Source organism: Streptomyces sp. NPDC058157, assembly GCF_042884105.1.
Taxonomy (GTDB): domain Bacteria; phylum Actinomycetota; class Actinomycetes; order Streptomycetales; family Streptomycetaceae; genus Streptomyces.
On the sequence record NZ_JBHVUQ010000016.1, the window covers coordinates 23,492 to 42,120 of the forward strand.

General features: G+C 77.8%; 1 protein-coding gene and 1 pseudogene. Both read left to right on the plus strand.

Annotated features, from left to right (window positions below; all coding sequences use genetic code 11):
• Positions 1-11 precede the first annotated feature (11 nt).
• Complete coding sequence (locus ACFVXK_RS06525; protein WP_389610400.1) at positions 12-13,625, plus strand: type I polyketide synthase; 13,614 nt, start codon at positions 12-14, stop codon at positions 13,623-13,625.
• Between the two features lie 51 nt (positions 13,626-13,676).
• Positions 13,677-18,578, plus strand: a pseudogene (locus ACFVXK_RS06530) (type I polyketide synthase); the annotation flags it as partial.
• Between the last annotated feature and the right edge of the window lie 51 nt (positions 18,579-18,629).

An 18,629-nucleotide genomic window follows, 5' to 3' on the forward strand; every position in this document is an offset into this window, starting at 1 on the left:
CGATGGCTGAGATGGCTGAGCACACGCCCGGTTCCCTCCCGAACGGCGGTGCGGCACCCGCCGACAGCCGGATCGCGGTCATCGGCCTGTCCTGCCGTCTGCCACAGGCCCCCGACCCCGAGGCGCTGTGGCGGCTGCTCGGGGACGGGGTGGACGCCGTCACGCCCGTCCCCGCGGACCGCCGGGACCCCGCCGCGCCCGGCCGTGCGGACGGCCGCCGGGGCGGGTACCTGGAGCGGGTGGACGCCTTCGACGCGGCGTTCTTCGGGATCTCCCCGCGCGAGGCCGCCGCGATGGACCCGCAGCAGCGCCTCGTCCTGGAGCTGGCCTGGGAGGCGCTGGAGCACGCCGGGATCGTGCCGTCGGCGCTGCGCGGGGAGCACGCGGGGGTGTTCGTCGGCGCCATGTGGGACGACTACGCCACCCTCTCCCACCGGCGCGGCCCGGCGGCGATCGGCCGGCACACCATCACGGGCCTGCACCGCAGCGTCCTCGCCAACCGGCTGTCGTACCTGCTGGGGCTGCGCGGCCCGAGCATCACCGTGGACACCGGCCAGTCCTCCTCGCTCGTCGCCGTGCACCTGGCCTGCGAGAGCCTGCGCACGGGCGAGTCGAGCGTGGCCGTCGTCGGCGGGGTCAACCTGGCGCTCGCCACCGAGAGCACCGTCCAGGCGGCCGAGTTCGGCGGCCTGTCCCCCGACGGGCGCTGCTCCACCTTCGACGCCCGCGCCAACGGGTTCGTCCGCGGCGAGGGCGGCGGGGTCGTCGTCCTCAAGCCGCTCGCGCGGGCGCTGGCCGACGGCGACCGGGTGCTCGGCGTGATCGCGGGCAGCGCCGTCAACAACGACGGCGGCGGCGAGGGCCTCACCGCGCCCAGCCGGGAGGGCCAGGAGGACGTGCTCCGCCGGGCCTACGAGCGGGCCGGGGTCGACCCGCTCGGCGTCCAGTACGTGGAGCTGCACGGTACGGGGACGCCGGTCGGCGACCCGGTGGAGGCGGCCGCGCTGGGCGCGGTCCTCGGGGCCGGCCGGCCGGCGGGGCGGCCGCTGCTCGTCGGCTCGGTGAAGACGAACATCGGGCACCTGGAGGGCGCCGCCGGCATCGCGGGCCTGATCAAGACCCTGCTGAGCCTGGGCCGGCGCACGCTGCCGCCGAGCCTGCACTTCGAGACGCCGAACCCGGCGATCCCGCTGGAGGAGCTGCGGCTGGAGGTGGTCACCGGGCCGCGGCCGTGGGCGGAGCCGGACCGGCCGCTCGTGGCCGGCGTCAGCTCGTTCGGGATGGGCGGGACCAACTGCCACGTGGTGCTGGAGGAGGCCCCGCGCGAGGCGGCGGGGGCCGCGCCGGAGGCCCCGGCCGCGCACCCGCTCCCGTACGCGGTCTCCGCCGCCACGCCGGAGGCGCTGCGCGGGCAGGCCCTGCGGCTGCGCGCCTGGCTGGACGGGGACACGGCGGCCGGTACCGGACCGGCCGGGCTGAGCCGGGCCCTGGCCGGCACCCGTACGGCCTTCGAGCACCGGGCGGTGGTCGTCGCCGCCGACCGCGAGGAGCTGGCCCGGGGGCTGGAGGCGCTGGCCCGGGACCAGCGGGCGGCGGGGCTGGTGCGCGGCCGGGCGGCGGCGGACGCCGGGGGCCTGGCCGTCCTGTTCACCGGGCAGGGCAGCCAGCGGACCGGCATGGGCCGGGGGCTGTACGAGGCGTTCCCGGTGTTCGCGCAGGCCTTCGACGCGGTGTGCGCGGCGCTGGGCGGCGGGCTGAAGGAGGTGGTCTTCGGGGAGGACGCCGAGGCCCTGAACCGGACGGGGACCGCGCAGCCGGCCCTCTTCGCGGTCGAGGTGGCGCTGTACCGGCTCGTCGAGTCCTGGGGTGTGGTCCCGGAGTTCGTCGGCGGGCACTCGGTGGGCGAGATCGCCGCCGCGCACGTGGCGGGGGTGCTGTCGCTGGAGGACGCGGCCGTACTGGTCCGCGCGCGCGGGCGGCTGATGGAGGCGCTCCCGGAGGGCGGGGTGATGGTCTCCGTCCAGGCGGGCGAGGAGCGGGTGGCCCCGCTGCTGGTGCCGGGTACGGCGATCGCCGCCGTCAACGGCCCGCAGGCCGTGGTGGTGTCCGGCTCCCGCGAGGCGGTCTCGGGGGTGATCGGGCGGCTGGCGGAGCTGGACGTGAAGTCCAAGTCCCTGCGCGTCAGCCACGCCTTCCACTCCCCGCTGATGGACCCGATGCTGGAGGAGTTCCGCACCGCCCTCGCGGGCCTGGAGTTCCACCGCCCCGGGATCCCCTTCGTCTCCGCCCTCACCGGCGGCCTGGTCACCGACGAGATCGCCGGCCCCGGCTACTGGGTGGACCACGTCCGCGAAGCCGTCCGCTTCCACGACGCCGTCCGGACGCTGGAGGCCGAAGGCGCCACCGCCTTCCTGGAGCTGGGGCCCGACGGGGTGCTGACCGCGATGGCCCGCGCCTGCCTCGCCGACGAGGCGGGCGCCGTCCTGGTGCCCGCCCTGCGGCGCCAGGGCGACGAGGCGCGGTCGCTGCTCACCGCGACCGCGGGCCTGTACGCCCACGGCGCCCTCGCCGCACTCCCGCTCGGCCTCCCCGCCGGCCCGCCGGCCCGCGACCTGCCGACGTACGCCTTCCAGCGCGAACGCCACTGGCTCCCCGACCCCCCGACTGCGCCGGCGCGGGACGCGGAGACGGCCCGGGCCGCCCGGGCGCAGGCCCAGGCCGCGGCGCCGGACGCCGGCGGGGCGCCTGCCCCCCTCTCCCACGCCCAGGCTCCGGCCGGGGCCCGGGAGCCGGGTGCCGTCCCGGCACTCGCGCAGGCCCCGGCACCGCTCCCGGCGGCGGACGCCGGCGAGGGCCCGCAGGCCACCGCTCAGGCCCCGGGCCCCGCCCCGGCACCGGACGCCGGTGCGGTACCGCCGGCCGCCGTTCAGGCCTCGGGACCCAGCCCGGCGCAGGCCGCCGCGGCGGTTCCGTCGGCCACCGCCCAGGCCCCGGGCCCCGGCCCGGCGCAGGCCGCCGGTGAGGGCCCGCGGGCCCTCCCCCTCCCCCAGGCCGTGGCCGCCGCGCACCCGTTGCGCGACCGGCTCGCGCCCCTCGCCCCGGCCGAGCGGGTGCGCGAGCTCACCGAGTTGGTGCGGGTGCACGCCGCCGCGCTGCTGGAGTACGCGAGCCCGCACCGGATCGACCCCGCGCACAGCTTCAAGTCCCTCGGGCTGGACTCCCTGACCGCCGTCGAGCTGCGCGGCTCCCTCGCGTCCGAGACCGGGCTGGCCCTGCCCGCCACGCTCCTCTTCGACCACCCGACCTCCGCCGCCGTCGGCCGGCACCTCGCCGAGGAGCTGTTCGCCGCCGCGGAGACCACCCCGGTCACCGCGCCCGGGGCCGCCGCCGGCCCGGAGGCCGACGAGGACCCGGTCGTGATCGTCGGCATGGCCTGCCGGCTGCCCGGCGGCGTCAACTCCCCCGAGGACCTGTGGAACCTGGTCTCCGAGGGCACGGACGCCGTCTCCGGCTTCCCCGCCGACCGCGGCTGGGACCTGGAGGGCCTCTACTCCGAGGACCCGGCCGACCCCGGCACCACGTACACCCGTTCGGGCGGCTTCCTCTACGACGCCACCCGCTTCGACGCCGCCGCCTTCGGCATCTCCCCCCGCGAGGCCGCCGCGATGGAGCCCCAGCAGCGGCTGCTGCTGGAGGTGTCCTGGGAGGCCCTGGAGCGCGCCGGGATCGACGTGTCCACCCTGCGCGGCAGCAACACCGGCGTCTACGTCGGGGCGACGGCGCAGGAGTACGGCTCCCGGCTGCACGAGGTGTCGGACGGCTCCGAGGGCTACGCCCTGACCGGCGGCACGCCGAGCGTCGCCTCGGGCCGCATCTCCTACACGTACGGCTTCGAGGGCGCGGCCCTCACCGTCGACACCGCCTGCTCGTCCTCCCTCGTCGCGCTGCACCTCGCGGCGCAGGCGGTGCGCCGCGGCGAGGTGTCGATGGCCCTGGCGGGCGGGGCGACGGTGCTGTCCACGCCGGGCATGTTCGTGGAGTTCAGCCGGCAGCGCGGGCTGTCGGCGGACGGCCGCTGCAAGGCGTTCGCGGCGGCCGCCGACGGCACCGGCTGGGCCGAGGGCGTCGGCCTGGTGGTGCTGGAGCGGCTGTCGGACGCGGTGGCGAACGGACACCGCGTGCTGGCCGTCGTCCGCGGCTCGGCGGTGAACCAGGACGGCGCCAGCAACGGCCTCACCGCCCCCAACGGCCCCTCCCAGCAGCGCGTCATCCGCCGGGCCCTGGCCGACGCGGGCCTGACCGCCGCCGAGGTCGACGCCGTCGAGGCGCACGGCACCGGCACGAAGCTGGGCGACCCGATCGAGGCGCAGGCGCTGCTCGCCACGTACGGGCGGGCCCGCGCGGGCGGTGAGCCGCTGCGGCTGGGCTCCCTCAAGTCGAACATCGGGCACGCGCAGGCGGCGGCCGGTGTGGCCGGGGTGATCAAGATGGTGGAGGCCCTGCGCCACGGGGTGCTGCCCAAGACCCTGCACGTGGACGAGCCGACCCCGCACGTGGACTGGTCGGCGGGCGGGGTGGAGCTGCTGACCGAGGCCGTGGAATGGCCCGCGACCGGTGGCGCGCGCCGGGCGGCGGTGTCCTCGTTCGGCATCAGCGGGACCAACGCGCACCTGATCCTGGAGCAGGCCCCCCAGGCCCCCCAGGCCGCCGGATCCCCCGAGACCCCCGGGGCCCCGGAAGCGCCCGCCGCCGTGGCCTGGCCGGTGTCGGCGCACGGCGGGGACGCGCTGCGGGAGCAGGCGGCCCGGCTGCGCGACCACGTGGCGGCCTCCCCCGGGCTGGGGCTCGCCGAGGTGGGGGCCTCGCTGGTCTCCTCGCGCGCCGCGCTGGAGCACCGGGCCGTGGTGGTCGGCGCGGACCGGGCGGAGCTGCTGGCGGCCCTGGACGCGCTGGCCCGGGGCGAGGCCGACGCGCGGGTGGTGACCGGGCGGGCCGCGGCCGGGCGGCGGACGGTGTTCGTCTTCCCGGGGCAGGGTTCGCAGTGGCTCGGCATGGCCGCGCGGCTGATGGACGAGTCGCCGGTGTTCGCCGCCCGGATCGCCGAGTGCGGTGAGGCGCTCGCCCCGCACACCGACTGGTCCCTGGCGGAGGTCCTGCGCGACACCGAGGGGGCCTGGCTGGAGCGGGTGGACGTGGTCCAGCCCGTGCTGTTCGCGGTGATGGTCTCCCTCGCGGCCCTGTGGCGGGCGCACGGGGTGCACCCGGACGCGGTGGTCGGCCACTCGCAGGGGGAGATCGCCGCCGCCTGCGTGGCGGGCGCGCTCTCGCTGGAGGACGCCGCCCTGGTCGTGGCCCTGCGCAGCCGGGCCCTGGGCGCCCTGGCCGGGCGCGGCGGGATGGTGTTCCTGCCGCTGCCCGTGGCCGGGGCCCGGGAACTGGTCGCGCGGTGGGAGGGGCGGATCGGCGTGGCCGCCGTCAACGGGCCGCTGTCGACGGTGGTCTCGGGTGACTCGGCGGCGCTGGACGAGCTGATGGAGTCGGCCGGGCGGGACGGGATCCGGGCGCGCCGGGTCCCGGTCGACTACGCCTCGCACTCCCACCACGTGGAGGAGATCCGGGAGGAACTGGCCCGGCTGCTGGCCCCCGTGGCCCCCCGTGCCTCGGAGATCCCGTTCTGCTCCACCGTCACCGGGGAGCCGATCGACACCACCCGTCTGACGGGTGAGTACTGGTACGAGAACCTGCGCGGCACCGTGCGCTTCGAGGAGGCCACGCGGCTGCTGCTGGGCACCGGCCACGACGTGTTCGTCGAGGTCAGCCCGCATCCGGTGATCACCACCGGGATCCAGGAGACGGTGGAGTCCGCGGGCGCCGACGGTGACGGGCCGGAGGCCCTGGTGCTGGGGACGCTGCGCCGGGGCGAGGGCGGCACCGGCCGGTTCCTGCTCTCGCTCGCCGAGGCGCAGACCGGCGGGGTCCCGGTGGACTGGAGCCCGCTGTTCGGCGGGGCGGGCCGGGTGGAGCTGCCCACGTACGCGTTCCGGCGCGAGCGGTTCTGGCCCGAGGCGGCGCCCGCCGCGCACGGCGCCGGTTCCGCCGATCCGCGCGAGGCGGAGCTGTGGGACGCGGTGGACCGCGGTGACGGCCCGGCCCTGGGCGAGGCGCTCGGCGCGGGCGACGCGGCCCGGGTGGCGGAGCTGCTGCCGCTGCTGGCGGCGTGGCGGGAGAAGGGCCGTGAGCGGTCCGCGGCGGACGGCCGCCGCTACGGGGTGGCCTGGCGTCCGGTGCGGGACGCGGCCCGGCCGGAGCTGCGCGGGACGTGGCTGCTGGCGGTGCCCGAAGGGGGCGCCGGGGAAGCGGACGCCGCCCGGGTGCGGGAGGAACTGCTGGGCCGCGGCGCCGAGGTGGCCCTGCTGCCCGTCGGCGCGGACGCGGACCCGGAGGAACTGGCCGGGGTCCTCGGGGAGCACGGGCGGCCCGAGGGGGTGCTGTCCCTGCTGGGGCTGGCGTCCGGGAGCCACCCGGGGCACCCGGAGGTGCCGGCCGCGCTGGCGGGCACCCTCGCACTGGTGCGGGCGCTCGGGACGGCCGGGGTGGAGGCTCCGCTGTGGGTGGCGACCCGCTCGGCGGTGGCCACCGCGGCCGGGGATCCGGCGCCGGTGCCGGAGCAGGCGCAGCTGTGGGGGTTCGGTGCGGTCGTCGGGCTGGAACACCCGGACCGCTGGGGCGGGTTGGTGGACCTGCCGGAGGAGCTCGACGGGCCGGCGCTGCGCCGGCTGAGCGGGGTGCTGGCCGCCGGGGAGGGCGAGGACCAGGTCGCGGTACGGGCCTCGGGTGTCCTCGGCCGGCGCCTGGTGCGTACGGCGGAGGGTGACGGCGGCTCCTGGAAGCCGCGCGGCACGGTCCTGGTCACCGGCGGCACCGGCGCCCTGGGCGCCCGCTTCGCTCGCTGGCTCGCCGGGAACGGCGCCGCCCGCCTCGTGCTGACCAGCCGTCGGGGACCCGACGCGCCCGGCGCCGCCGAGCTCGTCGCGGAACTGGAGGGGCTCGGGGTCGCGGCCGCCGTCCACGCCTGTGACGCCGCCGACCGGGCGGCCCTGGAAGCGGTCCTGGCGACGGTCCCGGCCGACGAGCCGCTGACCGCCGTCCTGCACACGGCGGGCGCCCTCGGCGACGCGGTGGTCGAGTCGCTGACCCCGGCCGCGCTGGCCGGCGTGCTGCGTCCGAAGGCGACGGCCGCGCTGCACCTGCACGAGCTGACCGCGGACCTGGAGCTGGACGCGTTCGTCCTGTTCTCCTCCGTCATGGGCGTCGTCGGCAACGGCGGCCAGGCCGCCTACGCGGCCGCCAACGCCTCCCTCGACGCGCTCGCCGGGCTGCGCCGCGCCCAGGGCCTGCCCGCCACCTCGGTGGCCTGGGGCGTGTGGGACGGCGGCGGGATGGCCGGGGCGGCCGGGGAGCACACCCGGCGCGCCGGGTTCCCGGGCATGCCCGCCGAGGAGGCGGTGCGTGCGCTGGCCCCTGCGGTCGCCGGGGAGCGGGCGGCGCCGGTGGTCGCCGACATCGACTGGGAGGTGTTCGCCCCCCGCCACACGGCGGCCCGGCCGAGCCCGCTGCTCGCCGAGATCGCCGAGGCCCGTACGGCACTGGCCGCCGCCCGGAGCGCGGCGGCGGACGACCGGCCGGACCTGGCGGTGGGCCTGGCCGGGCTGACGTCGGCCGAGCAGCACCGGGCCGTGCTGGACCTGGTGCGCGCGCAGGCCGCCGTGGTCCTCGGGCACGCCTCGGCGGAGGCGGTCGTACCGGGGCGGGCGTTCAAGGAGGCCGGCTTCGACTCCCTGACGGTCGTCCAGATGCGCAACCGCCTCACCGCCGCCACCGGGCTGCGGCTGCCGACCACGCTGCTGTTCGACCATCCGACGCCGAACGCGCTGGCCGCGTACCTGCGCACCCTGCTGGTGGACGAAGCCGCGCCGGAGCCGGCGCGGCAGGCCCCGGCGGTGGCGGCGGCCTCCCGGCACGACGACGACCCGATCGCGATCGTCGGCATCGGCTGCCGCTTCCCGGGCGGGGTGAGCACCCCGGAGGAGTTCTGGGAACTCCTGGCGGGCGAACGGGACGCGGTGTCCGGGCTGCCCGAGGACCGCGGCTGGGACCTGGAGGAGCTGTACGACCCGGACCCGGAGGCGGCGGGCAAGAGCTACTCCCGCGAGGGCGGTTTCCTGTACGACGCCGCCGACTTCGACCCGGGCTTCTTCGGGATCTCCCCGCGCGAGGCGCAGGCCATGGACCCGCAGCAGCGGGTGCTGCTCCAGGTGTCGTACGAGGCGCTGGAGCGGGCGGGCATCGACCCGTCGGCCCTGCACGGCAGCCCGACGGGCGTGTTCGCCGGCATGTGCTACCAGGACTACGGGTCCCGGCTGCACGAGGCGCCGGAGGGCTTCGAGGGCTACCTGGTGACGGGCAAGCACTCCAGTGTGGTGTCGGGCCGGATCAGCTACGTGCTGGGCCTGGAGGGCCCCTCGTACACGGTGGACACGGCCTGCTCGTCCTCCCTGGTGACCGTGCACATGGCGGCGCAGGCGCTGCGGGACGGCGAGTGCCGGCTGGCGCTGGCGGGCGGGGTCACGGTCATGGCGGCGCCGGGCATGTTCATCGAGTTCAGCCGGCAGCGCGGGCTGGCTCCCGACAGCCGCTGCAAGCCGTTCTCGGACGCGGCCGACGGCATCGGCTGGGGCGAGGGCGCCGGCATGGTGGTGCTGGAGCGGCTCTCCGACGCGGAGGCCAACGGGCACAAGGTGCTGGCCGTGATCCGGGGCAGCGCGGTGAACCAGGACGGCGCGAGCAACGGGCTGGCGGCGCCCAGCGGTCCCGCGCAGCAGCGGGTGATCCGCCAGGCCCTGGCCAACGCGGGCCTGGACGCCGCGGACGTGGACATGGTCGAGGCGCACGGCACGGGCACGAGGCTGGGCGACCCGATCGAGGCGCAGGCGCTGCTCGCCACGTACGGGCAGGGCCGTGACGCGGACCGCCCGCTGTGGGTGGGCTCGCTGAAGTCGAACATCGCGCACCCGCAGGCCGCGGCCGGCGTGGCCGGGGTGATCAAGACGGTGCTGGCGATGGAGCACGGGTTGCTGCCCGCGATCCTGCACCACGACGCGCCCTCCTCGCACGTGGACTGGTCCTCGGGCGCGGTCCGCCCGCTGGCGCGGACCATCGCCTGGCCGGAGGGCGCGGGCCCGCGCCGGGCCGGGGTGTCGGCGTTCGGCATCAGCGGCACCAACGCGCACGCCGTCCTGGAGCAGTACGTGCCCGCCGCCCCGGCGGAGCCCGTCGGGGGCGACGGGGTGCCGTGGCTGCTGTACGGGCGCACCGAGGCGGCCCTGCGCGAGCAGGCGGCCCGGCTGTCGGCGCACGTCGACGCGCACCCGGGACAGCACGGGTCCGAGGTGGCGCACGCGCTGGCGACGGCGCGCACCGCGTTCGAGCACCGGGCGGCGGTCACGGCCGCGGACCCGGAGGGGATCCGGGGCGCGCTGGCGGCCCTGGCCGGGGGCGCCGACGACGCGCCCGGGCTGCTGCGCGGTCAGGCCGCCGACGGCGGGACCGTGTTCGTCTTCCCCGGGCAGGGCTCCCAGTGGGCGGGCATGGCGGCGCGGCTGCTGGAGGAGTCCGCGGTGTTCGCCGCGCGGATCGCGGAGTGCGAGGAGGCGCTGGGCGCCTTCACCGACTGGTCCCTGACGGCGGTGCTGCGCGGGGCCGAGGGGGCGCCGTCACCGGAGCGGGTGGACGTGGTCCAGCCCGTGCTGTTCGCGGTGATGGTCTCCCTGGCCGCGCTGTGGCGCTCCCACGGCGTCCACCCGGACGCGGTGGTCGGCCACTCGCAGGGGGAGATCGCCGCCGCCTGCGTGGCGGGCGCGCTCTCGCTGGAGGACGCCGCCCGGGTGGTGGCCCTGCGCAGCCGGGCCCTGGGCGCGATCGCCGGGCGCGGCGGCATGGTGTCGGTGGCCCGCCCGGCCGCCGAGGTGGCCGCGCTGATCGCGGACCGCTCCGAGGTGCTGGCGGTGGCCACGGTCAACGGCCCGGCGTCGACGGTCGTCGCGGGTGAGACCGGGGCCCTGGAGGAGCTGCTGGCGGCGTGCGAACGGGACGGTGTGCGGGCCCGCCGCATCCCCGTCGACTACGCCTCCCACTCGCACTACGTGGAGGAGATCCGCGAGGAGCTCGCCGGGCTGCTGGCCCCGGTCACCGCGCGGGCGGCCGAGGTCCCGTTCTACTCGACGGTCACCGGCGAGCCCGTCGACACCACCCGGCTGACCGGCGACTACTGGTACGAGAACCTGCGCGGCACCGTGCAGTTCGAACGGGCCACCCGGCTGCTGCTGGAGCACGGCCACCGGTTCTTCGTCGAGGTCAGCCCGCACCCGGTGCTGGTCTCCGGGGTGCAGGACACCGCCGCCGACGCGGACGCCCCCGTCGTCGCGGTGGGCTCGCTGCGCCGGGGCGAGGGCGGCCGGGCCCGGCTGCTGGCCTCGCTGGCCGAACTCCACGTGCAGGGCGGCGCCGTCGACCGGGCGAGCCTGTTCCCGGCCGGTGCCGCCGGGGCCGCGCACGCCGGGCTGCCGACCTACCCGTTCCAGCGGCAGCGGCTGTGGCTGGACACCTCCCGCGGCGGCTCCCCCGCCGAGGCGGCCGCCGCGCTGGGCCTGGCCCCGGCCGGGCACCCGCTGCTGGGCGCGCGCGGCGCCCTGCCGGAGTCGGGCGGGCTGGTCCTGACCGGCCGGCTGTCGACCCGTACGCACGGCTGGCTGGCCGACCACGGGGTCTCCGGGACGCTGCTGCTGCCGGGGACGGCGTTCGTGGAGCTGGCGCTGCACGCCGGTGAGCAGGCGGGCTGCCCGGCCGTGGAGGAACTCACCCTGGAGAACCCGCTGCTGCTGCCCGAGCAGGGCTCCGTGGAACTGCACCTGGCGGTCGGCGCCCCCGACGGGGAGGGCCGGCGCACCCTCGGGGTGTACTCGCGCCTCGGCGCGGACCCGGACGGGCCGTGGCTGCGGCACGCCGCCGGCGTCCTCACCCCGGACGCGGAGGGCGGCGAAGCCCCCGACACGGGGTGGCTGCCGGCCGACGCCGAGCCGGTGGACCTCGACGCCCTGTACGGGGCCTTCGACGGGGCCGGCTACCACTACGGTCCCGCCTTCCGGGGGCTGCGCGCCGCCTGGCGCAGCGGCGAGGAGGTCTTCGCCGAGGTGGAGCTCCCGGCGGAACTGCCCGGTGGCGCGGGCGCGTTCGGCCTGCACCCGGCGCTGTTCGACGCGGCCCTGCACGGCACGTTCCTGCAGGGCGGGGGGCGCCGCCGGCTGCCCTTCGCCTGGACGGGCGTACGGCTGGCCCGCACCGGGGCCGGCGCCGTCCGGGCCCGCCTCACCCCCACCGGGCAGGACGGGGTGAAGGTGACCCTCACCGACCGGGACGGGCGGCTCGTCGCCTCCGTGGACTCCCTGGTGCTGCGCGAGGTGACGGACGCCCAGCTGCGCGACGAGCGCACCGCCGACCCGCTGTACCGGCTGGACTGGACGCCGTCCGGCCCCGCGCAGGCGGCGCCCGGCACGGCCTGGGCGCTGCTCGGGGACGGGAACGGGGACGGTGACTCGGACGGGAACGGGGGCGGGGACGGGGGCGGGGACGCCGCCGGGGCCCTGGCCGGGGCGGTCGCCGCCACCGGCGCCGCCCGGCCCGCCCGGTACTCCGGCCTGCCCGCCCTGCGGGAGGCGCTCGGCGCGGGTGCGCCCGTACCGGACGCGGTGCTGCTGCCGCTGCCCGCCGTGGAGGGGCCGGTGACGGCGGACGCCGTACGGGCGGCGCTCCGCGGGGTCCTCGGGCTGGTGCAGGACTGGCTGGCGGAGGAACGGCTGGGCGGGGCCCGGCTGGTGGTCGTCACCGCCGGGGCCGTGGCGGCCGCCGCGGACGAGCCCGTACGGGACCTCGTGCACGCCCCGGTGTGGGGGCTGCTGCGCTCCGCGCAGACCGAGAACCCGGGCCGGTTCGTCCTCCTGGACACCACCGGGGCCTCCCCCGACGCCCTGTCCGCCGCCCTCGCCACGGCGGCCGGCGGAGACGAACCGCAGCTCGCGGTGCGCGGGGACGCGGTGCGGGCCGCCCGCCTGGCCCGGCTCGACGGCCCGGCCGGCGGAGCCTCGGGCGCCGGCTACGGCCCCGACGGCACCGTCCTGATCACCGGCGGCACCGGCACCCTCGGCCGGCTCGTCGCCCGCCACCTGGTGGCCTCGTACGGGGTCCGGCACCTGCTGCTGACCACCCGGACGGGCCCGGACGCGCCCGGCGCCCGCGAACTGGTCGCCGAGCTCGCCGGGGCGGGGGCCACGGCCACCGTCGTGGCCTGCGACACCGCCGACCGGGCCGCACTGGCGGCCGTGCTGGCCTCCGTACCGGCGCCGCGCCCGCTGACGGCGGTGATCCACGCCGCCGGGGTCCTCGACGACGGGGTGCTGACCTCCCTCACCGGGGAGCGCGCGGACGCCGTGCTGCGCCCCAAGGTGGACGCGGCGCTGCACCTGCACGAGCTCACCCGCGACCTGGACCTGGCGGAGTTCGTCCTGTTCTCCGGGGCCGCGGGCACCTTCGGCACCTCCGGGCAGGCGCACTACGCGGCGGCGAACGTCTTCCTCGACGCCCTCGCCGCGCACCGGCGGGCCTCGGGCCTCCCCGGCACGGCGGTGGCCTGGGGCTTCTGGGCGGAACGCAGCGCGATGACGGGGCACCTGGACGAGACGGCCGTGCGCCGGCTCGGCCGGGCCGGGATCGCCGAGATGTCCTCCGCGCAGGGCCTCGCCTTCTTCGACGCCGCCCACGACGCCGCGGAGCCCCTGGTGCTCGCCCTGAAGCTGGAGACGGCGGCGCTGCGGGAGCGGGCGGCGGCCGGCACCCTGCCGGCGCTGCTGCGCGGGCTGGTGCGCGTCCCGGCCCGCCGGGCGGCGGCCGACGGGGTGCCGGCCGGGCAGGCCGCGCAGGGCGGCGACGGGGCCGCGGCGGAGACGGCCGGTCCCACGCTGGCCGACCGGCTGGCGGGGCTCCCGGAGGCCGAGCGGACGGAGCGGCTCGTGGAGCTGGTCGTCGGGCAGGTCGCCGCCGTCCTCGGGCACGCCTCGGCGGCGCAGGTCGAACCGGAACAGGCCTTCAAGGCCCTCGGGTTCGACTCGCTGAGCGCCGTGGAGCTCCGCAACCGCATGAATCGAGCCACGGGGCTGCGGCTGTCGGCGACCCTCGCCTTCGACCACCCGACACCGCTGGCGCTGGCCGCGCACCTGGGCGAGGAGCTGGCCCGCAGCCGGCGGCCCTCCGCCGACCGGGTGCTGGCCGGCCTCGGCCTGGTCGATGACCTGCTGTCCTGCGCCTCCGGTGCGGAAGGGGAGCGGTCGCTGGTCGTGGCCCGGCTGCGGGAGCTGGCGGCGAAGTACGCCGGATCCGGAGCGGATCCCACGGCGGTCCCGACCGCTTCCGGCCCGTTCCTCCCGGTCGATTCAAGTGAGAATCCAGACACCCCGGTGAGCATCGAATCCGCCAGCGACGACGAGCTGTTCGCCCTGATCGACAGTGACGTGTAGCCGGCCCGGACGACGGCTACTACAGGAACGGGGATCGGCTCCGCGATGGCAGACACCGAGGAGAAGCTCCGCAGTTACCTCCGCAAGGCGACCGCCGACCTCCAGGAGACCCGGCGGCGCCTGCGGGAGGCGGAGGCCGCCGCGGGCGAGCCGGTCGCCATCGTGGGGATGGGCTGCCGCTTCCCCGGCGGGGTGACCTCGCCCGAGGAGCTCTGGGAGCTCGTCGCCTCCGGCGCGGACGGGATGTCGGCCTTCCCCGCCGACCGCGGCTGGAACGTCGGCGCGGCCTACGCGCCCACCGGGCACGACCCGGTGGGCGGGTTCCTGTACGACGCGGACCGTTTCGACGCCGACTTCTTCGGGATCTCCCCGCGCGAGGCGCAGGCCATGGACCCCCAGCAGCGGCTGCTGCTGGAGACCTCGTGGGAGGCGTTCGAACGGGCGGGCATCGACCCGCTGTCGGTGAAGGGGCAGCGGATCGGCGTCTTCGCCGGGCTGATGTACCACGACTACGGGACGGGCGCCGGCGAGGTCCCCGAGGAGCTCCGGGGCTACCTGGTCAACGGCAGCGCGGGCAGCGTGGCCACGGGCCGGATCTCCTACACGCTGGGCCTGGAGGGCCCGGCGGTGACGGTGGACACCGCCTGCTCCTCGTCGCTGGTGGCCCTGCACCTGGCGGTGCAGGCGCTGCGGCGCGGGGAGTGCACGATGGCCCTCGCGGGCGGTGCGACGGTCATGTCCACCCCCGTGATGTTCCTCGACTTCATGAAGCAGGGCGGGCTGGCCGTCGACGGCCGCTGCAAGTCCTTCGCCGAGGGCGCGGACGGCACCGGCTTCGCCGAGGGCGTCGGCATGCTGCTCGTGGAGCGCCTGTCGGACGCCGTGCGGAGCGGCCACCGGGTGCTGGCCGTGGTCCGCGGCTCCGCCGTCAACCAGGACGGCGCCAGCAACGGCCTCACCGCCCCCAACGGCCCGGCCCAGCGGCGCGTCATCCGCCAGGCCCTCGACAGCGCCGGGCTGGGCGCCGCCGACGTGGACGCCGTCGAGGCGCACGGCACGGGGACCACGCTGGGCGACCCGATCGAGGCGCAGGCGCTGCTCGCCGCGTACGGCCAGGACCGCGAGGCGGGCCTGCCGCTGTGGCTGGGCTCGCTCAAGTCCAACATCGGTCACGCGCAGGCCGCCGCCGGCGTCGGCGGGGTGATCAAGATGGTGCAGGCGCTGCGGCACGGCGTCCTGCCGCGCACCCTGCACGCCGACGTGCCCTCCTCCGGCATCGACTGGTCGGCGGGCGCGGTGGAGCTGCTGACGCGGGAGCGGCCGTGGCCGGAGACCGGCCGGGCCCGCCGTGCGGGGGTCTCCTCCTTCGGCGCGAGCGGCACGAACGCCCACGTGATCCTGGAGCAGGCCCCCGAGCCCCCCGCCGGGGACGGGGCCGTGAAGCCGGTCGCGGAACCGGTCTCGGTCTCGGTCTCGGGCTCGGTCCCGGTCCCGGTGGCGCTGTCGGGGCGCTCGGCCGAGGCGCTGCGGGCGCAGGCCGGGCGGCTGCTGTCGTTCCTGGAGGGCCGCCCCGAGCTGGGCACGGGCGAGGTGGCGCACGCGCTGACCCGCCGCTCCGAGCTGGAGCACCGGGCGGTGGTCGTGGGCCGGGACCGCGAGACGCTGGTCCGGGGCCTGACGGCGCTGGCCGCGGGCGAGCCGGACCCGGCCGTGGTCACCGGGCAGGCGACCGGGCGGGGGCGGCTCGCGGTGCTGTTCACCGGCCAGGGCAGCCAGCGGACCGGCATGGGTCGCGAGCTCTACGAGGCGTTCCCGGTCTTCGCCGCCGCCTTCGACGCGGTGTGCGCGGAACTCGGGGAGGGCCTCAAGGAGGTCGTCTTCGGGCAGGACGCCGACGCGCTGGACCGCACCGGGACCACGCAGCCCGCGCTGTTCGCCGTCGAGGTCGCGCTGTACCGGCTCGTCGAGTCGTGGGGCGTCACCCCGAAGTTCGTCGGCGGGCACTCGGTCGGCGAGATCGCCGCCGCGCACGTCGCCGGGGTGCTGTCGCTCGCGGACGCGGCCGTGCTGGTCGGGGCCCGCGGACGGCTCATGGAGGCCCTGCCGGACGGCGGGGTCATGGTCTCCGTCCAGGCCTCCGAGGAGCAGATCGTCCCGCTGCTGGTCCCCGGCGCGGCCGTCGCCGCCGTCAACGGCCCCGAGGCCGTCGTCCTCTCCGGTGCACGGGAAGCCGTCGAGGAGGTCGTCACGCTGCTCAGCGCCCTGGGCGTCAAGTCCAAGGCCCTGCGGGTCAGCCACGCCTTCCACTCCCCGCTCATGGACCCCATGCTGGAGGAGTTCCGCGCCGCCATCTCCGGCCTGGACTTCCGGCCACCGGCCATCCCGTTCGTCTCCGCCCTCACCGGCGGCCTCGTCACCGACGAGATCGCCCACCCCGACTACTGGGTCAGCCACGTCCGCGACACCGTCCGCTTCCACGACGCCGTCCGGACGCTGAAGGCCCAAGGCGCCACCACCCTGCTGGAGTTGGGGCCCGACGGGGTGCTGACCGCCATGGCCCGCCCGTGCCTCGCCGACGAGAACACCGTCCTCGTCCCCGCCCTCCGCCGGGACCGCGACGAGGCCGAGTCCGCCGTCACCGCCCTCGCCCAGCTCCTCACCGCCGGCGGCCTCGCCGACCGCGCCGCCTTCTTCACCGGCACGCCCGCCGCCGCCGTCGACCTCCCCACCTACGCCTTCCAGCGCGCCCCGTACTGGCTCGACGCCACGGCCGCCCTCCCGGCAGCCCGGGACGCGGGCGACGCCCGCTTCTGGGCCGCCGTCGAGGAGGCCGACGCCGCCTCCCTGGCCTCGGCGCTGGAGCTCGGCGACGCCGGGGACGAGGCCTCCCTGGACGCGTTGCGCGCCGCACTCCCGCTGCTCACCTCCTGGCGGGCCCGGGAACGGGAGCGTTCGGCCGCGGCGGAGTGGACGTACGAGGCGACGTGGACCCGGCTCGCGGACGAGCCGGCCCGGCCCGCCCTGACGGGGACCTGGCTGGTGGCCGTGCCCGCCGGGCACACGGCGGACGCCTGGACGGACGCGGTGGTCGGGGCGCTGACCCGGCACGGGGCCGAGGCCCTCGTGCGGACCGTGCCCGCGCACCCCGCCGGCCGGGCGGAGTACCGGGCCTTCCTCGCGGAGGCGGAGCGGGACGCCGCGGACCTCGCCGGGGTGCTGTCGCTGCTCGCCCTCGACACCCGGGACCGGACGGACGGCTCCGCCGTCTCCGGCGGGCTCGCCGGGACGCTGCTGCTGCTCCAGGCGCTCGGTGACGCCTCCTCACCGGCCCCGCTGTGGACGGTCACCCGGGGCGCGGTCGCGGCCGGGCCCGGCGAGCGGCCGGCCGACGCCCGGCAGGCGCAGGTGTGGGGGCTGGGCCGGGTCGCGGCGCTGGAGTGCCCGCAGTCGTGGGGCGGTCTGGTGGACCTGCCGGCCGAGCCCGCCGACCCGCGCTCCCAGGAGCGGCTGGCCGCCCTGCTCGCGGCGGACGGCGGCGAGGACCAGGCCGCGGTACGGGCCTCGGGCCTCCTCGGGCGCCGCCTCACCCGTACGGCCGCTCCCGCCGGGGCGTGGACGCCGCGCGGGACCGTGCTCGTCACCGGCGGGACCGGCGCCCTCGGCGCCCGCTTCGCCCGCTGGCTCGCCGCGAACGGCGCCTCCCGGCTCCTGCTGACCAGCCGGCGCGGCCTCCAGGCCCCCGGAGCGCCCGAACTCCTCACGGAGCTCACCGCGCTGGGCGTGCCCACCACCATCGCCGCCTGCGACGCGGCCGACCGCGCCGCCCTGGAGGCGCTCCTCGCGGCCGTCCCGGCCCACGAGCCGCTGACCGCGGTCCTGCACACCGCGGGCACCCTCGACGACGGCCTGGTGGAGACCCTGACGCCGGAGCGGTTCGAGCCGGTCCTGCGCTCCAAGGTCCTCGCGGCCCGCCACCTGGACGAGCTCACCCGGGACGTGGACCTGGACGCCTTCGTGCTGTTCTCCTCCGTCGCGGGCACCCTGGGCTCGCCCGGGCAGGCCAACTACGCCGCCGCCAACGCCGGTCTGGACGCGCTCGCCGAGCGGCGCCGGGGCCTCGGCCTCCCGGCCGTGTCGATCGCGTTCGGCGCCTGGGCGGGCGGCGGCATGGCCACCGACGGCACGGGGGAGGTGGACGACCGGCTGGCCCGGGGCGGGGTGGTGCCGATGCGCCCCGAGCACGTGGTCCCGGCGGTCGCCCGGGCCGTCGCCGCGGGCGCGCCGACGGCCGTGATCGGCGACCTCGACTGGGAGCGGTTCACCCGGGACTTCACCGCCGGCCGCCCGAGCGCCCTCCTCCGCGGCGTCCCCGAGGCCGCCCGGGTGCTGGACGCCCTGGCGGCCGAGCGGGCCGGCGCGGCGGGCGGGGAGCCGGCCGGGGCCGGGCTGCGCGAGCGGATCGCCGCGCTGGACCCCGAGAAGCGGACGGCCGCCCTGGTGGACCTGGTGTGCGTGCACACCGCGGTCGTCCTGGGCCACGCGGACAAGCGGACGGTCCAGCCGCACCGCACCTTCCGCGAGCTGGGCTTCGCCTCCCTGACCGCCGTCGAGTTCCGCAACCGGCTCGGCTCCGCCACCGGGATGCGGCTCAGCCCCACGATGGTCTTCGACCACCCGACGCCGCTCGCCCTCGCCGAACAGCTCCTCTCCGAGCTGAAGCTGGCCGCGGACCCGGCGGCCGCGCTGATCGCGGACGTGGAGCGGCTGGAACGCGCGGCCCTCGCCCTGGACGACGCGGACGACGCCCGTACGGAGATCGCCGACCGGCTGCGCGTCCTGCTGGGGAAGATCGACCCGGCCGGGGCGGAGGAGGAGCCCGCGGCCCTGGAGCTCGACGAGGCCGACGCCGGGGACGTGTTCGCCTACATCGACCAGAAGTACGGCGCCCTCTAGCCCCGTTCGGGCCCCGTCCTCCCCGCGCCTTCCCCGCGCCTCCCCCGTCCC